This is a genomic window from Enterococcus timonensis (assembly GCF_900104595.1).
In the GTDB taxonomy this organism is placed as follows: Bacteria; Bacillota; Bacilli; order Lactobacillales; family Enterococcaceae; genus Enterococcus_J; species Enterococcus_J timonensis.
The window spans coordinates 744,571-767,006 of record NZ_FNVY01000004.1 but is presented as its reverse complement, the minus strand read 5'-3'; the positions used below and the strand labels follow the sequence as shown (position 1 = coordinate 767,006).

Annotated in this window: 21 protein-coding genes and 1 other RNA gene; 17 read left to right on the top strand and 5 right to left on the bottom strand. The window is 37.5% G+C overall.

Annotated elements, in window-relative coordinates; genetic code table 11:
• Positions 1–153: 153 nt before the first annotated feature.
• A complete protein-coding gene (locus BQ5341_RS08365; RefSeq protein ID WP_071131547.1) occupies positions 154–1,140 on the bottom strand; it encodes an aldo/keto reductase in 987 nt (328 codons plus the stop codon).
• 382 nt (positions 1,141–1,522) lie between these two features.
• Here BQ5341_RS08365 and BQ5341_RS08360 point away from each other — a divergent pair, with 382 nt between their 5' ends.
• From BQ5341_RS08360 to ssrA, 7 genes are all read left to right on the top strand, one after another.
• Positions 1,523–1,942, top strand: coding sequence for a MarR family winged helix-turn-helix transcriptional regulator (locus BQ5341_RS08360; protein WP_071131546.1), 420 nt, complete (start codon positions 1,523–1,525; stop codon positions 1,940–1,942).
• A 10-nt stretch (positions 1,943–1,952) separates the two neighbouring features.
• Complete coding sequence (locus BQ5341_RS08355; protein ID WP_083378651.1) at positions 1,953–2,306, top strand: OB-fold protein; 354 nt, start codon at positions 1,953–1,955, stop codon at positions 2,304–2,306.
• A gap of 81 nt (positions 2,307–2,387) precedes the next feature.
• Positions 2,388–3,317 (top strand): SDR family NAD(P)-dependent oxidoreductase, encoded by a 930-nt coding sequence (locus BQ5341_RS08350; protein ID WP_235836390.1) that lies wholly within the window; start codon positions 2,388–2,390, stop codon positions 3,315–3,317.
• 38 nt (positions 3,318–3,355) lie between these two features.
• Positions 3,356–3,550, top strand: a complete 195-nt coding sequence (locus BQ5341_RS08345; protein WP_071131544.1) for a YwbE family protein — start codon at positions 3,356–3,358, stop codon at positions 3,548–3,550.
• Between the two features lie 124 nt (positions 3,551–3,674).
• Entirely contained in the window at positions 3,675–4,295 is a 621-nt protein-coding gene (locus BQ5341_RS08340) for an FMN-dependent NADH-azoreductase (protein WP_071131543.1), read from the top strand.
• Positions 4,296–4,538: 243 nt separating this feature from the next.
• A complete protein-coding gene (locus tag BQ5341_RS08335) occupies positions 4,539–5,036 on the top strand; it encodes a YehS family protein (protein WP_071131542.1) in 498 nt (165 codons plus the stop codon).
• 72 nt (positions 5,037–5,108) lie between these two features.
• Positions 5,109–5,471: a transfer-messenger RNA gene (ssrA, locus tag BQ5341_RS08330) on the top strand.
• Positions 5,472–5,656: 185 nt separating this feature from the next.
• Here the strand turns inward: ssrA and BQ5341_RS08325 are convergent.
• Both BQ5341_RS08325 and BQ5341_RS08320 read right to left on the bottom strand, forming a co-directional pair.
• Positions 5,657–6,091: a hypothetical protein gene (locus BQ5341_RS08325; RefSeq protein ID WP_071131541.1), complete on the bottom strand. Its 435-nt coding sequence runs from the start codon at positions 6,089–6,091 to the stop codon at positions 5,657–5,659.
• 65 nt (positions 6,092–6,156) lie between these two features.
• Positions 6,157–6,927: a Cof-type HAD-IIB family hydrolase gene (locus tag BQ5341_RS08320; RefSeq protein ID WP_071131540.1), complete on the bottom strand. Its 771-nt coding sequence runs from the start codon at positions 6,925–6,927 to the stop codon at positions 6,157–6,159.
• A gap of 150 nt (positions 6,928–7,077) precedes the next feature.
• Between BQ5341_RS08320 and BQ5341_RS08315 the strand changes: the two genes are divergently transcribed.
• On the top strand, positions 7,078–7,794 hold the full coding sequence (locus BQ5341_RS08315) for a winged helix-turn-helix domain-containing protein (protein WP_071131539.1): 717 nt from the start codon (positions 7,078–7,080) through the stop codon (positions 7,792–7,794).
• Positions 7,791–9,281, top strand: a complete 1,491-nt coding sequence (locus BQ5341_RS08310) for an ATP-binding protein (protein ID WP_071131538.1) — start codon at positions 7,791–7,793, stop codon at positions 9,279–9,281. The genes BQ5341_RS08315 and BQ5341_RS08310 overlap by 4 nt, the downstream gene beginning before the upstream one ends.
• Here the strand turns inward: BQ5341_RS08310 and BQ5341_RS08305 are convergent.
• Positions 9,278–9,814, bottom strand: a complete 537-nt coding sequence (locus BQ5341_RS08305) for a hypothetical protein (protein WP_158661764.1) — start codon at positions 9,812–9,814, stop codon at positions 9,278–9,280. The two genes, BQ5341_RS08310 and BQ5341_RS08305, sit on opposite strands and share 4 nt — an antisense overlap.
• Positions 9,815–10,070: 256 nt before the next feature.
• The gene (locus tag BQ5341_RS08300; RefSeq protein ID WP_071131927.1) at positions 10,071–12,149 is read right to left on the bottom strand and encodes an LTA synthase family protein; all 2,079 of its coding nucleotides are present in this window, start codon (positions 12,147–12,149) and stop codon (positions 10,071–10,073) included.
• A 254-nt stretch (positions 12,150–12,403) separates the two neighbouring features.
• On the opposite strand from BQ5341_RS08300, the gene BQ5341_RS08295 reads away from it, so the two are divergent.
• The 8 genes from BQ5341_RS08295 to rpoD all read left to right on the top strand — a co-directional run bounded on the left by BQ5341_RS08295 (position 12,404) and on the right by rpoD (position 22,362).
• Positions 12,404–13,564 carry a class I SAM-dependent rRNA methyltransferase gene (locus BQ5341_RS08295; protein WP_071131536.1) on the top strand — a complete coding sequence of 387 codons (1,161 nt, stop codon included), beginning with the start codon at positions 12,404–12,406 and terminating at the stop codon, positions 13,562–13,564.
• The gene (locus tag BQ5341_RS08290; RefSeq protein WP_071131535.1) at positions 13,561–14,313 is read left to right on the top strand and encodes a type I 3-dehydroquinate dehydratase; all 753 of its coding nucleotides are present in this window, start codon (positions 13,561–13,563) and stop codon (positions 14,311–14,313) included. The genes BQ5341_RS08295 and BQ5341_RS08290 overlap by 4 nt, the downstream gene beginning before the upstream one ends.
• Before the next feature lie 33 nt (positions 14,314–14,346).
• Positions 14,347–15,717, top strand: coding sequence for an NADP-specific glutamate dehydrogenase (gdhA, locus tag BQ5341_RS08285; protein WP_071131534.1), 1,371 nt, complete (start codon positions 14,347–14,349; stop codon positions 15,715–15,717).
• A 102-nt stretch (positions 15,718–15,819) separates the two neighbouring features.
• Complete coding sequence (locus BQ5341_RS08280) at positions 15,820–17,166, top strand: glucose-6-phosphate isomerase (protein WP_071131533.1); 1,347 nt, start codon at positions 15,820–15,822, stop codon at positions 17,164–17,166.
• A 138-nt stretch (positions 17,167–17,304) separates the two neighbouring features.
• Positions 17,305–17,754, top strand: a complete 450-nt coding sequence (locus tag BQ5341_RS08275) for a NanQ anomerase/TabA/YiaL family protein (protein ID WP_071131532.1) — start codon at positions 17,305–17,307, stop codon at positions 17,752–17,754.
• Between the two features lie 268 nt (positions 17,755–18,022).
• Entirely contained in the window at positions 18,023–19,210 is a 1,188-nt protein-coding gene (gene tuf, locus BQ5341_RS08270) for an elongation factor Tu (RefSeq protein ID WP_071131531.1), read from the top strand.
• Positions 19,211–19,420: 210 nt separating this feature from the next.
• Positions 19,421–21,232, top strand: a complete 1,812-nt coding sequence (dnaG, locus tag BQ5341_RS08265) for a DNA primase (RefSeq protein WP_071131530.1) — start codon at positions 19,421–19,423, stop codon at positions 21,230–21,232.
• A gap of 11 nt (positions 21,233–21,243) precedes the next feature.
• Positions 21,244–22,362, top strand: a complete 1,119-nt coding sequence (rpoD, locus tag BQ5341_RS08260; protein WP_071131529.1) for an RNA polymerase sigma factor RpoD — start codon at positions 21,244–21,246, stop codon at positions 22,360–22,362.
• Positions 22,363–22,436 lie beyond the last annotated feature (74 nt).

Genomic DNA, 22,436 nt, shown 5'->3' with positions numbered 1-22,436 from the left:
GGGTTCTGTTTTGTCAAAAAAAGTTTAAGTAACGTTTTTGGTGACGAACATTTTTCTCATTAACAGTCACTTGAAATAATTTAACCGCCCAAGTCTAATCATTGTGTACAAAAATCTGGAGAGCATATTGTTCTCCAGATTTTTTGGTAATATTTAATTTAAAATTTGATTGATTGACTGAAGTTCTTCTTTTGAAAATGCCAAATTATCTAAAGCTTGAATATTATCTTCCAAGTGTTTGACTTGGAGAGCTCCCACAACAACGCTAGTAACAACTTCATTGCGCAATAACCAAGCTAAAGCCATTTGTGAAAGGGATTGACCACGCTCGGCGGCAATTTTTTGCAAACTTTGTAGTTTTTCTTGGGTGTGGGGTTTTTCAGCAGGAGTTAATAGGGAAGCATTCGTTCGGTGCGCTTGAAAACTGTCAGGAATTTTTTTGCTGCTGGCGTCAGTTAACAAACCTTCAGCTAAAGGACCATAAGCAATTGTGCCCAAATTATTTTCAGCTAGCAATTCTAGCAGTCCATCTTCTGGTTCCCGATTTAACATATTGTAAGAAACTTGATGAATAACAAATGGTGTACCTTTTTTCTGGAAGAGGTCAATCATTTTCTTAGTTTCTGCAACTGAATAATTGGAAATTCCAATATAAAGTGCTTTTCCTTGTCTAACCATCAAGTCTAAAGTTTCGGCTGTTTCTTCAAAACTAGTTTTCGGATCTGGTCGATGGGTATAAAAAATATCAAAGTAATCTAGATTCGTCCGTTTCAAACTTTGATCCAGACTCGCAATTAAATGTTTTTTTGAACTCATAAAACCATAAGGGCCATCCCACATATCAAATCCAGCCTTGGAAGCGATAATCATTTCATCGCGATACGGCATCATGTCTAATTTCATAATTTGTCCAAAAGCCGACTCCGCGCTTCCGGCAGAAGGACCGTAGTTATTTGCCAAATCAAAATGAATAATTCCTTTGTCAAAAGCCGTTCTAATCATATTTCTCGTATTCGCTAGAACACCCTCATCGCCGTGGCCGCGCCACAAGCCCAAAGAAACGGCGGGAAGTTGTAAACCAGTGTCACCCGCTCTGCGATAGGTCATTGTGTCGTATCTTTTACCTGCTGCTTCATACATAAAAATAGCCTCCTAAATTTTAGTGAGCCAATTACGTTTACCGGTTAACTAAACTGTATACGCTATCCGAATTTCTGTCAAGGATTAAAATTTCTAGTTGAACAAAGTGAGAAATTTGATAAGGATGCTTTAAAGGAAATTTGTAAAAATTATGTGACAAAAATTTTTAATTTGAGTAGGGAAATTTTTCTGTTTTGTAAAAGGAATAAATTTTTCGTTTTCCAATTCTAAACAAGTCCAATCGCACAGGATATTTTTTTTCAGCAAATCATAAAAAAAATTGCAGCAATTGCTTATCGTTGACAAGGATGAAAAATCAGCATAGGATACATAGTGTAGTATATAAACTGTTTATAAAATGAACTAAACAAGGAGGGATTCGATGAGGGATGCTGATCACATTTTGGCTTATCAATTTTTGAAATTACATTTTAAGTTGATTGAATCGTTACAAGTTGCCTTACGTCCCGAGGGCTTAACGGTAAAAAATTTTAGTATGATGCAATTGATTGAATCCAATTCGGGAATCAACCAAAATGAGCTGGCTAAAAAAATGCAAAAAGATAAGACATTGATGGTACAAGTAATTGATAAATTAGAAAAAAAGGGGCTGGCCACCAGAGAGCCTTCTGAAAATGATCGTCGTGCTTATGCACTTTCTCTAACACCTGCTGGAAAAAAAATAGTTGAAAAATATGCCTATATCCCAGACGTCAGTGAAGAAAAATTACTCAGCGTCTTGGACGTAGAAGATCAAAAAAGTTTACGCAGAATAATGAACCGATTAATCGCTGAAATCTAATTATTAAAAAATGTTGACCAATGATAATTTTAAAAAAATAAAGGAGATAAATACGATGCTTGAAAAAATCACGAGTTCTGAACTTTACAATCGCTATAAAGATGGTCCGGATGCAAAATCTCAATCTGCTGAAAAAATTTTAGTAGAAGGAATCGCCACATATCTCGGACCAGATATGTATGGCTTGCCGTCTATCGAGTTTGGAACATCAAAGAACGACGGTGCAAATATATTATGTGTCCTGGCTGAACCAGAATACGCAAATGTAAAAATCGGTAGCAAGGTGACTATTTTAGGAAACTTCTATGGCTTTGTCCAGAAAACGGTCGTTATGAAAAAATGTGAAGTCAAAGAAGTAATATAGCAGTCAAGTAGCACTCAAATAGTTTCGCTGATTTCAACTATTTCACTGTCGTTTTAAACGCATGGAAAGGGGGGCTTATCTATGGCTGAAATGAAAACAATCATTATCACTGGCGCTAATTCCGGATTGGGATTTGCAACAGCTGAAAAGATTGCTGAACAGACCGAAGACTATCAAGTAATCCTGGCGTGCCGTAATAAAGAAAAGGCTGAAAAAGCCAAAAATGATTTGATAGAGCGCACGGGGAATCGAAATATTATTGATCTAGATTTAGACACATCTTCTATAAAATCCGTAAGAAATTTTGTAAAACAATATCAAGAATTAGGATTGCCACAGATCGATGGTTTGATTTGTAATGCTGGAATTAGTGGCAGTCATACTGGATTAACGTCTGATGGTTTTGATATTATTTTTGAAACCAATCATTTAGGACATTATTTGCTGACGACATTACTTCTGCCATGTATGTCAGAGTCTGCGCGGATTATGGTAATCAGTAGTGATATGCATAATCCCCCCGGCCGACAGCTTAGTTGGACAGGGACGCCGGCGTTAGCTAAGCCAGATGAAAAATTAGCTGATAAAGGAATGCGGTATTCTTATTCTAAGTTGTGTAATCTTTATTTTACTTACGAATTGGCCCACAGGTTGGAATATATTGAGTCAACCATTACTGTGAATGCTTTTAATCCAGGCTATATGACAGATACCAATTTTATGCCAAATATTCCAGTGTCATTTTTTGTGAAGCTAATGGATCGTAACGGTTCACTATCAGATTCTTCAACAGCTTTAGCTAAACTTATGACAGAAAATGCTTATGGGAATATTTCTGGAAATTACTATGACCGAAGCACAGAGGCCATTGAATTTTCCGAGCTTTCTTATCATAAAGAAAATGCTTTGGAACTTTGGAATATGAGTGCTGTTTACACTAAGTTAGTTCGTGATGAAACCTTACCAAAATTATTAAATAATCCAAATTTTTATGGTTGGGGACCATCATAATTGATAATTTTTTCTACAAAATTGAAAGGATGTGACTAATGGACGGTAAAAAGAGAAGTAATATTGCCATCGGAGACAAGGTTAGCATTGTACTAAAAGCCGACCAACGTACCGGGAAACGTACTGAAGGACAAGTTGCAAAACTACTCACTAACAGTAGCACCCATCCTCATGGGATAAAGGTAATGCTGACAGATGGGCAAGTGGGACGGGTGCAAGAAGTATTTAAATAACGAAGAAACATAAAAAATTTTCTTTTTTGAGTTAATCATAATATTTGCCAATAGGGACTACACACCATAAAATAAAAAAGTAGAAATTTTTCAAATAAATAATTTATTAAAAGGGAGAAAACTTATGAGTAATGTATTAGTAGTAAAAGCCCATCCTTTCGGGGCAGACAAATCACGGACGATTCACATTTTAGATGTCTTCATGGATGCCTACAGAGCAGAACATAAAGACGATCAAATCGAAGTAATTGATTTATTTGCCGAAGAATTTCCAGATCTTGATGGACCAATGATTGAAGCTTGGGGTGCATTGGCAAATGGAGCAGCATTTACTGACTTCTCTGAACAAGTTCAAAAAAACTTAAATCAATTCAATGCTTCTTTAGCTCAATATAAAAAAGCTGACAAAGTTGTTATTGCTAATCCTATGTGGAATCTTAATATTCCAAGTAAATTAAAATCGTGGTTTGATTCAATAACTGTAGTGGGCGAAACCTTCCGCTATACTGAGACCGGTCATATTGCTTTATTACCTGGTAAAAAAATGGTTCATATTCAAGCTGCAGGTGGCAAATATGATGGTAAAGATCCTGGCAGTGTGTATGTTCATGCTATCTTAGAATCTTTAGGAACTAAACGAGTTGCTAAAATTAATGTTGAAGGGATGGATCATTTCCCAGACCAAGCAAAAGATATTATCGCAGCTGCCGAAAAAGAAGCCAAAGAAGTAGCTAAAACTTTTTAAGAGTTAACTATGAAAAAATCGCAGAGTCAGGGACTTATCCCTTTTCTCTGCGATTTTTTAAAATTTATTTGTTGAATTTTCAGCGTCAGATTTTTTTATCCATAGATTAGAATACAATTTTCTTAAACTAAATTTGAATTGCAAAATATTTTTTTGTTATGTATGATTGACATGGATAGTATGAAAATGAGATATTCAAATTTAATTTGAATAAACAAGTGAGAAAGTTAAATAGGAGGAAAGATGAACAACAACAATATACTGATACGTTTACGTTATGCCTTAGATTTAAAAAATCAGGAAATGATTGAAATTTTTGATTTAGGTGGTATGAAAATTGATCCACTTAAATTAGGAGAACTTTTAACTAAGCAACCTGATGACAAAGATCTGATGCGAGATGCGTTTTGTGATGCAAAAACGTTAGAAACATTTTTAAATGGACTGATCATTTTTAAACGTGGGAAACAAGAAATAAAACCTGGCACGACTCCGCCTAAACCTTTTCAAATCACGAATCAGGATAGTGTGAATAATGTGTTGCTTAAAAAAGTGCGCATTGCTTTGTCCATGACTAGTGATGATATTTTAGACGTTTTACATTTGGCGGGAGTTTACGCTTCACCCAGTGAAATCAGTGCCATTTTGCGTAAAGAAGGCCAAAGAAATTATATGGTTTGTGGCGACCGTTATGCCCGCAATTTTCTAAAAGGAATTACGATGCGTTATCGTCAAGATTAATACCGTTGCGTTAAGTAGACTTGGAACTTGAAAAAAGCCTATAATTCTGCTATAATTAATGTATACCAATCTGGGGATGTTACGGATTCGACAGGTATGGTTGAGCTGTCATGGCGTCTAGAAGGTTACGTCTTCTTAAAAAACGTTACCAGTTAAATATAACTGCTAAAAACAATAATAACACTTACGCTTTAGCTGCCTAAAAACAGTTGCGTAGATCCGGTCTTTCTTTGTCTGCGGGCAGGATAGGGTCTCAAATTTAGCAGACTTAGCTAATTTTCACGTCAAACAAAATTAGTGAAACCTTTTGACTAGTTAAAGGGAATGCCGGTTGTTGAGCGAATCCTTTAGCGAAATTTAAATCAATAACTATAGACGTAGAAGTGGTGGTAGCAACGTATTTGGACGCGAGTTCGACTCTCGCCATCTCCATAATAAGTTTTTCCCAGATTGCTCTAAGTGCTGTAAGACCTGTTTTGATAGGTTTTATAGCATTTTTTGTTTTCGGTAGTTTTGGTTTAACCCGAAAAAAAAGGCCTCAATGTCATCGTCTACTACAGAAAAATACTCAAAAAAAAGATGAAACAGAAACCTTTTTATTGGTTTCGTTTCATCTTTTTTTATTTTTCGCTTTCTAGTGGCACAGAAATACTTTTTTCTTCATCAAGTGGAGTGTAAAAATAGAGGACTGAATAATCGGACTCGTCTTTTAAACTGTATAGTGCGACAAACTGATAAGTTTTTTCTTGGTAAGTATAGTCGCCAATTGCGCTGTAAAGATTTTTGTATTCTTCGCCAGTTTCTGCATTTTTGTCATCGGGCATCTGAATGACTTTAAAAGAATCATTCGTAAAATTAACTTCAAAATCATCAATCATGTAATGTTCTTCCAGCACGTTTTCAACAATTGCAGTCGCTCGTGAATTTTCTGTATCGTCCGTTTCTTTCGCTTCAGTGTTTTCTTCATCATAATTTTTTGATTCTGCAGTTTCGCCGGCGTTACTGCATGCAGTTAAGGAAAAAACTAACAATCCTAAAACTAGAAATTTCTTCATCTTTTTTCCTCCAGAAAATTATTTACGCTCGTTTGTTGGCTATTTTTTATATCAATTTTGTTAATTTAAATCAAATCAAAATGACGTAGCGCATAGACAATGCCGCCGTCTGTATTTTTTTTCGTTACAAAGTCGGCTTGCTCTTTTAGCGTATCGCGGGCATTGCCCATGGCGATTTTATACTTGCAGGCACCTAGAAGCTCCATATCGTTAGGGCCATCGCCGAAACCATAAGTTGGCACATCCAAATAATTCATATTCTCTAATAATTTCCGCACGCCATGACCTTTGGAGCCATCTTTATCAATCGTATCGATAGAAAAAGGACCGTTGCGGAAAAATTTCAACTCTGGGAAATTTTTGATATATTCGTCATCGCCATCCGTTCCTAGAACCAATAACATATTCAGTTCTTCTTTTTGGAAAAATTCCGGATCAATTTCTGGCAAATCTGAATGGATAAAATCATAAGCTTTTTTCATCAGAGCTGTGTGGGTAGTGACGCGGATTTTTTTGTGATTATAAAATCCCAACTCGTCGCCGCGACTTTGAGCAAAATGAAGCATCCGCTCCACGACACCCACATCAAGAATATCGGAATAAACTTCTTTGCCCGCGATTTCTACATATTGACCGTTCATCGTAATAAACGAGTCGATCCCGGCGGCTTTGGCGATATCGATAATTTCTGGATTGGTGCGTCCGGTGGCGATTACCGGCAAAATATTATTTTTTCGCAACGTCTGCATGGCTTGTGCCACATCAGGATCGACCTGCGACTGTTTATTTAAAAGAGTTCCATCTAAATCAAAAAAAGTAATTGCTTTTGGCTTCACAAAAAATTCTCCTTTTATTCATCTTTTCAAAAAAGTTTTCACGTATTATCAAATCAAGTCATCTACTTGATACTAGCAAACTTTGCGGGCTTTGACTAGCCCGAATGTTTGAAAATAGAGTATACTAGAACAAACAAGGAGGAGTTTTTTATGAATATTTTAATGGTTGAAGATAATGAATCAGTTTCTGAAATGATGGAAATGTTTTTTTTAAATGAAGGTTGGGAGGCTACTTTTAAATACGATGGGACGACTGGGCTGGCTGCATTTTTAGAAGATCCAGAAAAATGGGATATGATTACTTTGGATTTAAATTTACCAGGGCTTGACGGGATGAGTGTTGCCCGAAAAATTCGCGAAGTTTCAAAAACGGTGCCGCTAATTATGTTGACCGCTCGTGATTCTGAATCTGATCAAGTGCTAGGTTTAGAAATTGGCGCGGATGATTATGTGACGAAACCATTTTCACCGTTAACTTTAATTGCTAGAATGAAGGCTTTGCATCGCCGGGCTGAACAAGTGGAACAAGTCGTTGAACAAAGTGAGCCTGGCGAATTTGATGTGGAGACGGCTCATTTTAAAATCTCCTTAAAAACCCGCGAAGCTTTTTTAAATAATCAATTAATTGATGGCTTAACGCCTAAAGAATTTGACCTATTGTTGACCTTAGCTAAAAAACCAAAACAAGTTTTCTCACGTGAACAATTACTAGAACTCGTGTGGGATTATCAATATTTTGGCGATGAACGAACAGTGGACGCCCACATTAAAAAATTACGCCAAAAAATCGAGAAAGTAGGACCCCAAGTCATTCAAACAGTGTGGGGTGTTGGTTATAAATTTGACGACTCCGAGGCCGGTGCATGAAATATTTGTATCAACAGCTCTTGGCGTTCTGGTCACTAATTGTCGTCGTTCTTTTGATCGTGGGGATTTCTTTTGTTCAATTTACTAGGCGCTCGCTAGAAGAAAATAATTATTCGCAGCTTTTTGGCTATGCTGTGGGGATGCAAGAAAATTATATCAATTTATATGCTCCTCAAAATGGATACTCCTCACCGCAAGAAGCGCTTTTGGATTCCCTTTCTTTAACCGAATCGGTCTTAGCTTATCAAAATGTGCAATTTTATTTTGTAAATGCGGATCAACAAGTAATTTATCCGATGCAAGAAACGAGTACTTTACAAATTAACGCTGAAGATTGGGCGAAAATTTCCGATGCTGACTTTAAAGGGCAAATCGCCGCCACCACTAAAACGGATTTATTTGGGCGGGGGAATGAAACGTCTTACATTATGAAGCCATTTTACACACAAGGAAACGATGCCTTTGCGGGGGCTTTAATCGTTAGTCAGCCGGCGCAAAATATTGAAAATACATTGGCGCCTTTGACGGAAAATTTATTCAAGGCCTTTATTATTTCTAGTATCGTAGCTTTACTAATTTCTTATTGGCTGGCTACCGCGCAAGTGCGGCGGATCAATCGTTTGAAAAAAGCGACCAATGAAATTGCGGCGGGAAATTTTGAAGTGAATGTCCAAGTGAATCCGAAACGTCGCGATGAGTTTGAAGAATTGGCAAATGATTTTAATCATATGGCCCAATCGCTTGCAGATTATCGCAATGAAGTAGAAGAGCAAGAGGAGCGGCGGATTCAATTTATGGCCGACGCTAGTCACGAAATGCGGACGCCACTGACAACTATTAATGGCTTGCTGGAAGGATTATCTCATAACGCAATTCCGGAAGAGCGAAAAGAAAAAGCACTTCATCTTATGGAAAATGAAACGAAGCGACTAATTCGACTCGTCAATGAAAATCTCGACTATGAAAAAATTCGCACCAATCAGATTTCTATGGTCATTAAAGCTTTTGACGGAAATAATGCCGTGGATTCAATCGTGACGCAAATGCAAGCCAAAGCTAAAGCTGCCGGAAATCAAATTATTTTTGAACCACAAGAAGACGTAACGGTGTATGCCGATTATGATCGCTTTATTCAAATGCTAGTTAACATTATTCAAAATGCGATTCAATTTACAACAGATGGTCTGATTACGATTCGGCTGGAAAATATTTCTGGTGGGGCGCGAGTATCTATTAGCGACACTGGAATTGGCATGAGTGAAGAGCAGCAAAAAAATATTTGGGATCGTTATTTTAAAGTAGATCCGTCTCGGAAAAATACTAAATTTGGCGAATCAGGTTTAGGCTTGCCGATTGTTCAACAACTCGTAACATTGCATAACGGAAAAATCTCCGTCAACTCAAAACTAGGGGAAGGCACGACCTTTACGATTGATTTACCCGACCATGATTTACAAGAATCAAAAAAACCAGTAGAGCAAATTTAAATTGCTCCACTGGTTTTTTTTTGTTGTAGGAAAAATAAAAGAAGATTGCTATAGGCAACACCCCCACAATAAATCAAGGCGAAAGGTTGCAACAAAGAGAGTCGTGTTGATTGTAAATACTCATTGAGAGTTAAGAAATTTTTAGAAGAAAAAGGCAGGAGCATAGCAGAATTTGTATTGGCATGGGTGAAACTAGCCGGTAACGTTTGATTAATTTTTTCAGCTACATTTGTGGCAATTTGGTCTTTGAAAAAAGTATTTATTTGTTCTTGACTTAAAACTAATAAGCAAAATAAAAAAAGTCCGACAAATAACAAAAAGCGATTGATTGGCCAACTTTTTACCCAAAAAGATTTCGTAGGGCGCTGCCAGTGATAGTAATAGGTAATAAAAAAAGTTAAGCCAATAATTAAGAGGGCGATCACAATCAGTTGATACCACCAAAAGTGTTGCGTCGATTTTTCCAAGTCTTGTAAGAAATTTAAAAATGTCTCTGGAGCCATTTTGCCAGTCGTACTAGTAAACTGACTCATTTCCCGCTGATAAGAATGGCTTAGAGACAATAAAAATTTAGGGAGGACGACTAGACTACTAAATAGAAAAGCCAGGCTAGCTAATAATAAACTGAGGCCGCTAAAAAATGCCCAGTGTTTTTTTAAAGTCGAAGAAATGTGCACTATAAAATCACCTCAAGTCTATTATAAAAAGAAGTCGTGAACTTTTTATGAAAATTTAAGGATAAATAAAAGCCTTCCATTGCTGGAAGGCGTTCATTCAATGCTATATTTCTTATTGTTCTGGTGTCGTTGGTGCTAAATATTCTTGATAACTTTTTGTTTGATACAAATCCATAGTCGACTGTCCGCCATTTTGACTATAGAGACTAGTCGATTCACTCCCTAAATCACTTTCGATGGTTTCCATTTGTTCCAATTGATTTTGATAATTAAAATCGCTCGCTTCAATTGGCTCTAAACCTGAATCGGTATAGAAACGGAAGAGATCACCGTTATTGATTTTATCGGAGACCGCTAATTGTTGATCAACTGCATCGTGGATCTTTTGCACTTGTTCACTGTTGGCTTCTTCTTCAGGAACTAATGAACCATCAGCCGTGTAATAAAGTGTGTTATGGTAGTAAACATATTTTTCCGTCATAAAGCCATTACGATCACGGAAGGCAACAATTTGATCATGTTCTGGTGAAAGCATATCTTGACCAAGTTGAATATAATCATCCGTTTCAACGCCTAGCAAATGAAGTAACGTTGGCAGTGCATCTACTTGACCGCCATAAGTGTGACTAATGCCACCACCAGTTTGGCCAGGAATATGAATCATGTAAGGCACTCGTTGCAAGTTAGCATTGTCATAATTATCCCAAGTCTCCGCACTTTGACCTAATAATTCAGCAAGTGAGGCATTACGGGAATCAGAAATACCATAGTGATCACCATATAAAACAATTACGGAATTCTCGTATAAACCGGAAGCCTTTAAATAATTGAAAAATTCTTCAACGGCCGTGTCGAGATAATTAGCAGTTGCAAAATATCCGTTAATTGTTTCATCGCCCGTATCAGCGATTGGAAATCCGGCGTCATCATTTTCAAAAGTGGAGTAAGGATAGTGATTAGAAACGGCAATAAATTTTGAGTAAAAAGGTTGTTGCAAGTGTTCTAAATATTGAACAGATTGATCAAAAAATGGTTTATCATGCAAGCCATATTGGAAAGAATTTTCCGAAGTGACATCATAATAGGAAGCATCAAAGAAGTAATCAAAGCCTAAATTTTTATACGTTTCATTCCGGTTCCAAAATGTTCCGGCATTACCATGAAAAACAGCCGAAGTATAACCAGCTTCTTGTTTTAAAATATTTGGAGCTGCTTCGAAAGTATTTTTCCCACCGAGTTGAGTAAATAACGAACCTTGCGCTAAACCAAAGAGGGAATTTTCCATTAAGGTTTCAGCATCAGAAGTTTTACCAGCTTTTACTTGATGGAAGAAATTATCAAAAGCAAAAGTTTGATTGTCGTGATATAAAGAATTTATAAATGGCGTTACTGTGTGGGCGACACCATTTTCATCGGTCAGTTGATAATCAATTAAAAATTGTTGGAAACTTTCTAGATGAATGTAAATAACATTCTTTCCTTCAGCTAGGCCAAATAAATTTTCGTCAGGAGCCGCGTAATGATCGTCGACGTAATTTTCAACATCTAATAAATCATTCGGACTTGCTTCTGCTCGGACTTGATTGGTTTGATACGTTTGGTAGCCATCGTAGGCGGTGAAAAAATTCAAGCCGAGATATTTAACCATATAATCTCTAGAAAATGTTCGTCCTAATAATTGTGGGCGATCGGCTTCAGCTAAAGATAAGTTGGCCGAAAATAACAAAGCGCCTAAAACCGAAAAAGCGAGGGCCACGCGAGCGCGGAGCGGCTTTGGATCGATTTTGATTTTTTTTAAAATCAACAAGACAGGAATAAGCACGACATCTAAAAAGTATAAAATATCATGAGGTCGTAATAAACGCAGAGCCGATTCGCCTAAGCCAGAAGAAACGGCGCCGGCACCAAGCATCGTATTTATAGTAATAAAATCGGTAAACTCACGGTAATAACTAGCATTTGCATAGATTAAAACGGAAAGTCCGATATAAATCACCAGCATTGTCAGATAAGAATGGAGTGGTTTGCGGACGTACAAAGCGATGGATAATAATAAAATTGTCGTAGCAAATGGATTAAGGAACAAAATAAAATATTGGAAAGTATTTTCAATTCCTAAATTAAAATCAACAAGATAAGCTAAAATTGATTTGGCCCAAATTAGACCGACGAGTAAGGCGAAAAACCCCATTCGTTTATTGACCCATTGTGTTAAGTGTTTCAAGGCATCAACACCCTTTCTTTTATTCAATGATTTCTATTCATAATTTTTGGCTGTATTTTTTCATGGTCACAGTAATTTTACGGTTCATTCCAAGAAATGTCAACGTAAATCATCTTTTCATGGCTGTTTTCACTAGTAGTTTAGAAAAAATTACGTTTTAATTTATGCCTTAAGTTTGCTATACTGAAACCAAGTAAAAATAAGATTCAGGAGGAGATATTTTGACAATTCAATTAAAAAAAAGACCTACCAGCTTTTTGCTCCAAGCAAATGATCTGGCCGGTATAAAAGATTCAGCGGATTCGGCTGGCTGGCATGAATTTTCTGTGGCCGGAAAAATAATTGGGGCAGGCTACTTAGGTGTCCAAAATAAAGGCGTCGGTTGGCTGATTCCTAACGCTCAACAAAAGCCTGACGCTACTTTTTTTACAAATTTATTTTTAGAAGCGATTGGGAAACGAAAATTTTTAGTCCGAGATGCGCAAACTACCGCTTTTCGATTATTTAATGGTGCCGGCGATGGATTTGGTGGGCTAACTATTGACTATTATGGTGGCTATGCTGTTTTTTCTTGGTATAACGAAACGATTGCTAATTGGAAAAAAGAAATTATTCGTGGATTTAAAGAAGCATTTGCTAGTTCTTTTCGCGAAGAGTTAGTCGGAATTGTCGCTAAAAATCGTTATCAAGGCGCCGCCAGTGAAAGTGAAATTCTCGACGGGACGATTCCAGAAGATGTTATCGTTTTAGAAAATGGCTTGAAATATCATGTTCACTTGCAAGATGGTTGGATGACTGGAATTTTTCTTGATCAACGGGAAGTTCGCAAGTCATTAAAAGAAGGGTTGGCAAAAGATTGTCGCGTGCTAAATACTTTTAGTTATACCGGTGCTTTTTCCGTGGCCGCCAAAGTCGGCGGCGCAAAGAGTACGACTAGTGTGGATCTAGCTAAGCGGAGTTTGCCTTTGACTAAAGAACAATTTGAAGTAAATGAACTGGATGATTCCAAGGAAAAAATGTACGCCATGGGTGTTTTTCATTTCTTTGATTATGCGGCTAAAAAGAAATTAAACTACGATTGTATTATTTTGGATCCGCCAAGTTTTGCCCGCAATAAAAAGCAAACTTTTTCTGTGGCTAAAAATTACAACGAATTAATTGAAGCCAGTTTGAAAGTGATGAAAAAAGGGCTGCTGATTTGTTCAACAAATGCCAGCAATATTAGTTACGGGAATTTTAGAAAAATGATTGAAACAACGTTGAAAGACCAAAAACAAGCGTATGCGATCCAAGAAGTTTTCCGTTTGCCCGCTGATTTTCCAGCACCTAAAGAAATGCCAGAAGAAAATTATCTTAAAGTCGTAGTGGTTTCCATCTTATGATTTGGATTCGTTCTTTCGTTGGCGCCGATTGTAGTGCGTTAGCTGCTGAAATTGCCCAACTTTCAGAAGAAATTTCTAAAAATCAAGTTTCTAACACTGAAGATTGTGAAAATGAAATTTCCATGGTGGAGTGGCGGGCCGATTGTTTTTTAGAAGAAATCTCTTCACAAGAGCTTGCGGAAATTTTTTCTCCTGTGAAAATGCCAATTATTTTGACCATCCGCACGAAAATAGAAGGGGGCCAATTTGTCGGCAGCGCTGCAATATATCAGAAGCTTTTGAAAAAATATTTAGCTAGCGGAATATTTTCATCTGTTGATCTAGAAATAAATCGCGTCGATGCGCCGCAACTGATTGAGATTATCCGAAAATTTCCAGTTAAATTGATTACTAGTTTTCATCAAGTAGATTACACGCCGTCACTTGTAATTTTAAAAGAGATTCGCCAACGAATGCGCGCCTTACCCGTGCTGCCAGATGTGGAAAAATTTGCCGTCACCATTCAACAGCCAGAAGATTTGGTGACTCTAAAAATATTTGCAACAGAAAATAGCCAAGAAAAAAATCCCCCACAAATTATAATTGGTATGGGAAATGGTGGCTGGGTCAGTCGCATTTATCCAGAAACATTTGCCTCAAGTGCAACTTTTGTCGCTGGAAATACAGCAGCAGCCCCCGGTCAGTTAACGTTAGCAACGATTCAAAAAATCCGCCAATCCACTGTCGTGCCAAAAACAAAAAGCCAGTAACCTAAAATCATTTCATAAAAGGATGTGTCCACCATGAAAGTCAGTCAAGAAATTAAACAAGAAGCTAATCAGTACGTTGATGAAGTTTTTCAAAAATTACAAGTCCAAAATCCCAACGAAACAGAATTTTTGCAAGCGGTCGAAGAATTTTTACCAGCAGCCAAACTTTTTTTCGCTAAAAACCCACACTTACTGGAAAAAAATATTTTCGGTCAATTAGTTGAGCCGGAGCGTTTAATTTCTTTTCGGGTTCCTTGGGTGGATGACCAGCAGCAAGTCCAAGTCAACCGCGGATATCGCGTGCAATTTAACTCGGCATTAGGGCCTTATAAAGGCGGCTTGCGGTTTCATCCAACGGTTAATGCGTCTGTCTTAAAATTTCTCGCTTTTGAACAAATTTTTAAAAATAGTTTAACCCAACTAATGATTGGCGGCGGCAAAGGGGGCGCAGATTTTGATCCTAAAGGGAAATCTGATGGGGAAATCATGCGTTTTTGTCAGAGCTTTATGTTAGAGCTGCAACGACATATTGGAGAAAATTTTGATGTGCCAGCCGGAGATATTGGTGTTGGCGCGCGAGAAATTGGTTATTTATTTGGAATGTACAAAAAATTAAATGGGATGGACTTTGGTGTCTTAACCGGCAAACCTCTTTTATATGGTGGCTCTCCTGGGCGCACAGAGGCGACGGGTTACGGTTTGGTGTATTTTGTAGAAAATTTATTAAAAGATTTACACGAAGATTTCTCCCAACATACTGTTCACGTTTCCGGTTCTGGCAATGTGGCAATTTATGCCATTGAAAAAGCATTGGCACTAGGAGCGAAAGTCTTAACTTGCTCGGATTCTGATGGTGTAATTTATGATCCGGCCGGCATTGATGTCACCCTTTTAAAAGAAATCAAAGAAATCAAACGCCAACGATTAACGGCTTATCAAAAAAATCGCCCAGACGCTCAATATTTTTCAAAAAAATCAGTTTGGGATTTACCTTTTGACTTTACCATTGCTTTACCTTGCGCTACGCAAAATGAAATTAGTTTATCGCAAGCTCAAAACATGGTCGATCACGGCCTAAAAATTATCGTAGAAGGCGCCAATATGCCAACAGCAATCTCGGCTGTCGCATTTTTTGCCCAAGAAAATATTTATTATTGTCCCGGCAAAGCGGCCAATGCAGGTGGTGTGGCAGTTTCGGCACTAGAGATGGCCCAAGATAGTCAACGCATGATTTGGAATATTGAAAAAGTCGATCAAGAACTTTCAGCGATTATGAAAAACATTTATCAAACTTGTCGTGACACGGCTAACGCATACGATTGCCCGAATAATTTTTTGATGGGCTCTAACTTAGCCAGCCTAGAAAAAGTTGCTTTTGCCATGGATTCACAAGGAATCGTTTAAAAAGGCAAAAGATTTTAGTAGAAATAATGACTTTTAGCTTGTCAAATAAGTCGAAAAACTTTAATGTAAGGAATGTAAGAAATAATTTTGAGGAGGAAAAAAATGTCTCATATTAAATTTGATTATTCAGCCGTGGCTCCGTTTGTTAAAGAACACGAATTAAGCTACATGCAAGACCAAGTAACAAGTGCTCACAATACTTTGCGTCAAGGTACTGGTGCCGGGAGCGATTATATCGGTTGGGTAGATTTACCTAAAAATTATGACAAAGAAGAATTTGCACGGATTAAACAAGCAGCTGCTAAAATTAAATCAGATTCCGAAGTGCTCGTTGTAATCGGAATTGGTGGATCTTATTTAGGTGCTAGAGCTGCGATTGACTTTTTAAATCATACTTTTAATAATTTATTACCAAGTGAAAAAAGAAATGCGCCGCAAATTTTCTTTGCCGGCAATTCGATTTCTTCCACTTATTTAGCCGACTTGATTGAAGTAATTGGCGAAAAAGATTTTTCTGTCAATGTAATTTCAAAATCAGGGACAACTACTGAACCAGCGATTGCTTTTCGCGTTTTCAAAGAATTACTAGTAAAAAAATATGGCGAAAAAGAAGCGAACGGACGGATTTATGCCACAACAGATAAAGAACGTGGCGCTGTAAAAGTAGAAGCTGACGCACAAGGTTGGGAAACTTTTGTTATTCCTGATGATGTTGGTGGCCGTTATTCCGTATTGACTGCAGTGGGTCTTTTACCAATTGCCGCTTCTGGAGCTGACGTAGATGCCTTAATGCAAGGAGCTCTTGATGCTAGTGTTGAATATGCGGATGACGATTTGTCAAAAAATGAAGCGTATCAATATGCAGCATATCGTAATATTTTATACCGTAAAGGGAAAGTGACTGAGTTATTAATTAATTACGAACCAGGCATGCAATATTTCTCTGAATGGTGGAAACAATTGTGCGGAGAATCTGAAGGAAAAGACCAAAAAGGAATTTATCCTTCCTCAGCGAATTTTTCTACCGATTTACATTCTTTAGGCCAATACATTCAAGAAGGCCGCCGCAATATTTTTGAAACGGTGATTAAAGTAGAGGAACCTAGAAAGAGCGTAAAAATTCCTGAAACTGCTGAAGACTTAGATGGACTTGGTTATTTGCAAGGAAAAGAAATGGATTTTGTAAATACAAAAGCATTTGAAGGAACTCTTTTAGCTCATACAGATGGTGGCGTACCGAACTTATTAGTTAAAATTCCGAAGATGGATGCCTACACATTAGGCTACATGATTTATTTCTTTGAAATTGCCATTGGCGTTTCTGGTTATTTAAATGCTGTGAATCCATTTGACCAACCAGGTGTAGAAATGTATAAGAAGAACATGTTCGCCCTTTTAGGCAAACCTGGCTTTGAAGATTTAGCTAAAGAATTGAACGAACGTCTGTAAAAAAATCTTTGTAATATTTTAAAAAAAAGGATCATCCATTTTGATGGTCCTTTTTTTTTATGGCCTTAAATTTTTTTTGACAAAGCAATTTTTTTGACCTAAAGTAAATACTGTTATTATGACTAAGGGGGAAGATTCATGTTATTTTCAAGTACAAAAGATTTAACAAAAGTGAGCGAAATTTTACCAGAATTAAAGAAGGTCCAAGACTTTTTGGCTTCATTTAAAGCGAGCGATTTTGTTGCCGGCACTTCGATTCAAGTAGCCGACAATATTAAAGCCAACTTGATTTCTTATGACACAAAATCTCGGGCAGCAGGTTTCTGGGAAGCGCACGAAAAAATGGTAGACGTCCATTATATTCTTGAAGGCTCTGAGCTGGTGGATTTAAATTTTGACGACACGTTGAAAAAAGATGTCTACCAACCAGAAAAAGAAATGTACGAACTTTTTGGTGAACCAACCGATACGATTCGCTTAGATGAAAAAAATAATTTTTTACTTTTGTTCCCACACGAAGCTCACCGGACAGGCGTTCAAGAAGAATCCGTTGTTTCTGTTAAAAAAATCGTCTTTAAAATTGGCTAAATCTGTTTTTTAATCAAAAAAACAATTTTTCAAAAAAGCGACGATAAACAAAAGAAAAATTTTCATTTTTTTCAATTGATAGTTGTTAGGTCAGGGGATGAATTTTCCTCTGACTTTTTTTGCCTCCAGAAATAGATTTAAGAAACATCATTTTCGAGACAAAATTTTTGTCATTTAATGTAAAAAGATTATAATTAAGACAGTGAATAAAGAAAGCAAAAGAAATCGCAATCTTTTTTCAAAATGAATTTTAGGAGGTTTGTGAAAAATGGCAAAGAAACATTATGACCGCTCAAAACCACATGTTAATATTGGTACGATTGGTCACGTCGATCATGGTAAAACAACATTAACGGCGGCAATTACCAAAGTATTATCAAAGAAAGGTTTGGCCGACGCGCAAGATTATGCGTCAATTGATGCTGCACCTGAAGAACGTGAACGCGGGATTACCATTAACACAGCCCACGTTGAATACGAAACTGAAGCACGGCATTACGCCCATATCGATGCTCCAGGGCACGCAGACTATGTTAAAAATATGATTACCGGTGCCGCTCAAATGGATGGGGCAATTCTTGTTGTTTCCGCTACTGATGGTCCGATGCCTCAAACGCGTGAACATATTTTGCTCTCTCGCCAAGTAGGTGTAAAATATTTAATCGTCTTTATTAATAAAATTGACCAAGTAGATGACGAAGAATTAATTGATTTAGTCGAGATGGAAGTTCGGGAATTATTAAACGAATACGATTTTCCAGGCGACGATATTCCAGTCATTAAAGGTTCAGCTTTAAAAGCTTTGGAAGGCGATCCTGCGGCTGAAGAAGCAATTTTAGAATTAATGGATACTGTTGATACTTATATTCCAACACCTGTTCGTGAATTGGATAAACCTTTGTTGATTCCAGTGGAAGATGTCTTCACCATTACTGGTCGAGGCACAGTAGCTTCTGGTCGGATTGATCGCGGAACATTGCGGGTCGGCGATGAAGTTGAAATCGTCGGAATTCATCCCGATATTAAAAAAGCTGTTGTTACTGGGGTGGAAATGTTTAGAAAAACTTTGGATTACGGTGAAGCCGGCGATAACGTTGGTGTCTTGTTACGTGGGATTCAACGTGATGATGTTACCCGTGGTCAAGTGATTGCTAAACCTGGTTCTATTACTCCACATACGAAATTTATCGGCGAAGTCTATATCTTAACGAAAGAAGAAGGCGGACGTCACACGCCATTCTTTACTAACTATCGTCCACAATTTTATTTCCGGACGACAGACGTTACTGGGGTTATCGAACTTCCAGAAGGCGTTGAAATGGTTATGCCAGGAGACAATGTTACAATTGATGTCGAATTAATTCATCCAGTTGCCATTGAAAAAGGAACAACTTTCTCCATTCGTGAAGGTGGCAAAACGGTTGGATCTGGTATGGTTACTGAAATCGAAGGTTAAATTTTATAATGCATTATTAAAGAAGCAACCAAAAAAGTTTGGCTGCTTCTTTTTTTATTTGACAGAAGTTAAAATTTATACATATTATGGGCACTTTTCTTGTAGTTTTCCAAAACTTTGGTATGATAAGAATGTATGAGTGTGTCTTGATTCGCATTAATGAAAATTGATGCGAATTTTTTCCATTTCAAAGTGAAAGGTGTGAGAACAATGCAACGGATTCCCCAAGTACAAATTGATGAAATTCGGCAAAAAGTGAATATCGTCGACATTGTTGGCGAATATGTTCAGCTAAAAAAAGCTGGGCGAAATTATTCCGGTCTTTGTCCATTTCACGAAGAAAAAACACCTTCCTTTTCGGTTACTGAAGAAAAACAAATTTTCAAATGTTTTGGTTGTGGTAAAGGCGGCAATGTCTTTCAGTTTGTTCAAGAAATTGAAGGCGTCAGCTTTGTTGAAGCGGTAAAAAAAGTGGCCGACTATGCCCACGTGCCACTTGAAATTGAAGTCGCAGAAACAGCACCCGTCACCAAAAAAAATCAACGTTTAATTAAGATGCATGAACAAGCGCAAACGGCGTTTCAACATGTCTTATTAAATACGCAATTAGGAGTTGAACCGCTAGATTATTTAACAAAGCGGGGACTAGACGAAGAAACTTTAAAAACATTTGGGATTGGTTTTGCTCCAAGCACCGGGAAATTTTTAAAAGAAATTTTATCGCGTGATGGTTATTCAGATGAAGAATTAAAATTGTCGGGATTATTTGCTCAAAGTGAGGATGGACAGTTCTTTGATCGCTTTCAAGGGCGAATTATGTTTCCTTTAAAAAATGCCAACGGATCGATTGTCGGCTTTTCTGGGCGACTAACCGGACAAGAAAAAAATAAAAATCAACCAAAATATTTAAATTCCCCTGAAACACCATTGTTTGAGAAGCGTTTTATGTTGTATAATTTTAATCAGGCAAAAGGTGATATGCGAAAAGCACAATCGTGTTTTTTATTTGAAGGATTTATGGATGTAATCGCCGCTTTTCAAGGAGGGATAAAAAATGGTGTCGCCAGCATGGGGACGAGCTTTACTAAAGAGCAAGTTCAGCTGTTAGAGCGCACCACTAAGGAATTAGTCCTTTGTTTTGATGGAGATGATCCTGGACAAAATGCGATTTTTAAAAGTCTGCAACAATTAAAACAAATGTCGCATTTACGTCTAAGAATTGTTATGCTGCCAGAAAAATTAGATCCAGATGAATTTTTAAGGCAACATGGTGCAACTGAATTTTTTAATTTTTTAACGAAAAATCAAAAAACGCCTTTTCAATTTAAGGAAATGTTTTTGCAAAAAAATTACGATTTGGAAAATGAGCAAGGCAAAGGTGATTTTTTAAAGGAACTCGTGGTAGAATTAGCTGATAATCCTTCCGTCATGGAGCGCGATATTATTTTGCATCAAATGGCTGAAACTTATCAGGTGAGCTACGATATTTTAAAAAATCAATTGTTAGCAGTGAGCAAATCGCGCCAGCAAAATCAACTCCAGCAAGTGGTTGACTTGTCTCAAGCAGTCAAACAGACCCGGGAAAAGTTAACGCAAGGCGAAAAAGCAGAACGCTTGTTGTTACATCGGATGTTTTATGACGATGAAGTGCGACAATTTTTACGCCAACATCCACCGATTTTTATTCACGACATGTATCAAGAATTATATTTGGTGATGGAAAGTTTTGCTATGTCTGGCGGAGAAATGTCTGATGATGTTTTTCTTGATTATGTAAAAGACGACAGCTTACGTAACTTGGCAGCAACAATTTTCATGCTAGAAGCCGCCCCAAAAGAATCTAATAACGAGATTTTCGATTTACTCCATAGTTTAGCGTTAGAACGTTTGAAAAGAGAAATTGCTGAAAAAAGGCAACTCCAACAAGAAGCCAAACGCTTAGAAAATTCGGAGATGGAGTTACAACTGACCATCGATATCTTACAATTGACCAAAAAAATGAAAACGGCAGAAATTATTTAGGAGGGTCTATAATGGCTGAAGAAAAAAAAGTGGCTGAAGAAAATAAAATTCCTTACGAAGAAGCCTTACAAAAATTTATTAAAGCAAACAAAAAAGCAGGTACAGTGAAAATTGATTTACTGACTGAAAAATTGGCTACTCCTTATGAGCTTGAAGCAGACGCGATGGATCAATTGATTCAAAAAGTGGAAGATGCCGGTATTTCTGTAGTTGATGAAAAAGGTGAACCTACCGCAGCTAGTTTGAAAAAAGCAACCGTTACAAAAAAAGAAATGGAAGATTTATCGGCGCCAACGGGTGTGAAAATTAACGACCCCGTGCGGATGTACTTAAAAGAAATCGGCCGCGTTTCTTTATTAACGGCACCGCAAGAAGTAGAACTTGCTCTAAAAATTGAAGAAGGCGACCAAGAAGCTAAACAACGCTTAGCTGAAGCCAACTTGCGCTTAGTAGTTTCTATTGCTAAACGTTATGTCGGGCGTGGCATGCAATTTCTTGATTTAATTCAAGAAGGAAATATGGGCTTAATGAAAGCCGTAGAAAAATTTGATTACCGTAAAGGATTTAAATTTTCTACTTACGCTACTTGGTGGATTCGTCAAGCAATCACCCGGGCCATCGCCGATCAAGCACGGACCATTCGGATTCCAGTGCATATGGTGGAAACCATTAACAAATTAATTCGTATTCAACGACAATTATTACAAGATTTAGGTCGGGAACCAACACCAGAAGAAATTGGTGCTGAAATGGATTTACCAACTGAAAAAGTTCGGGAAATTTTGAAAATTGCTCAAGAACCAGTTTCATTGGAAACACCAATCGGTGAAGAAGATGATTCTCATTTAGGTGATTTCATTGAAGACCAAGAAGCAACTAGCCCGGCTGAACATGCCGCTTACGAATTATTAAAAGAACAACTAGAAGATGTGCTAGATACTTTAACTGATCGCGAGGAAAATGTTTTGCGCTTGCGTTTTGGTCTAGATGACGGCCGCACACGGACTCTAGAAGAAGTAGGTAAAGTTTTCGGCGTAACCCGCGAACGTATTCGCCAAATCGAAGCCAAAGCCCTACGGAAACTCCGCCACCCATCCCGCTCAAAACAACTAAAAGACTTTTTAGAATAAGGATGTGTTTTGGCCGAATAACAGTGTAGAAAATTAGGAAAACTGAAGACAAATAGAATATTTGTGTGAAGTTT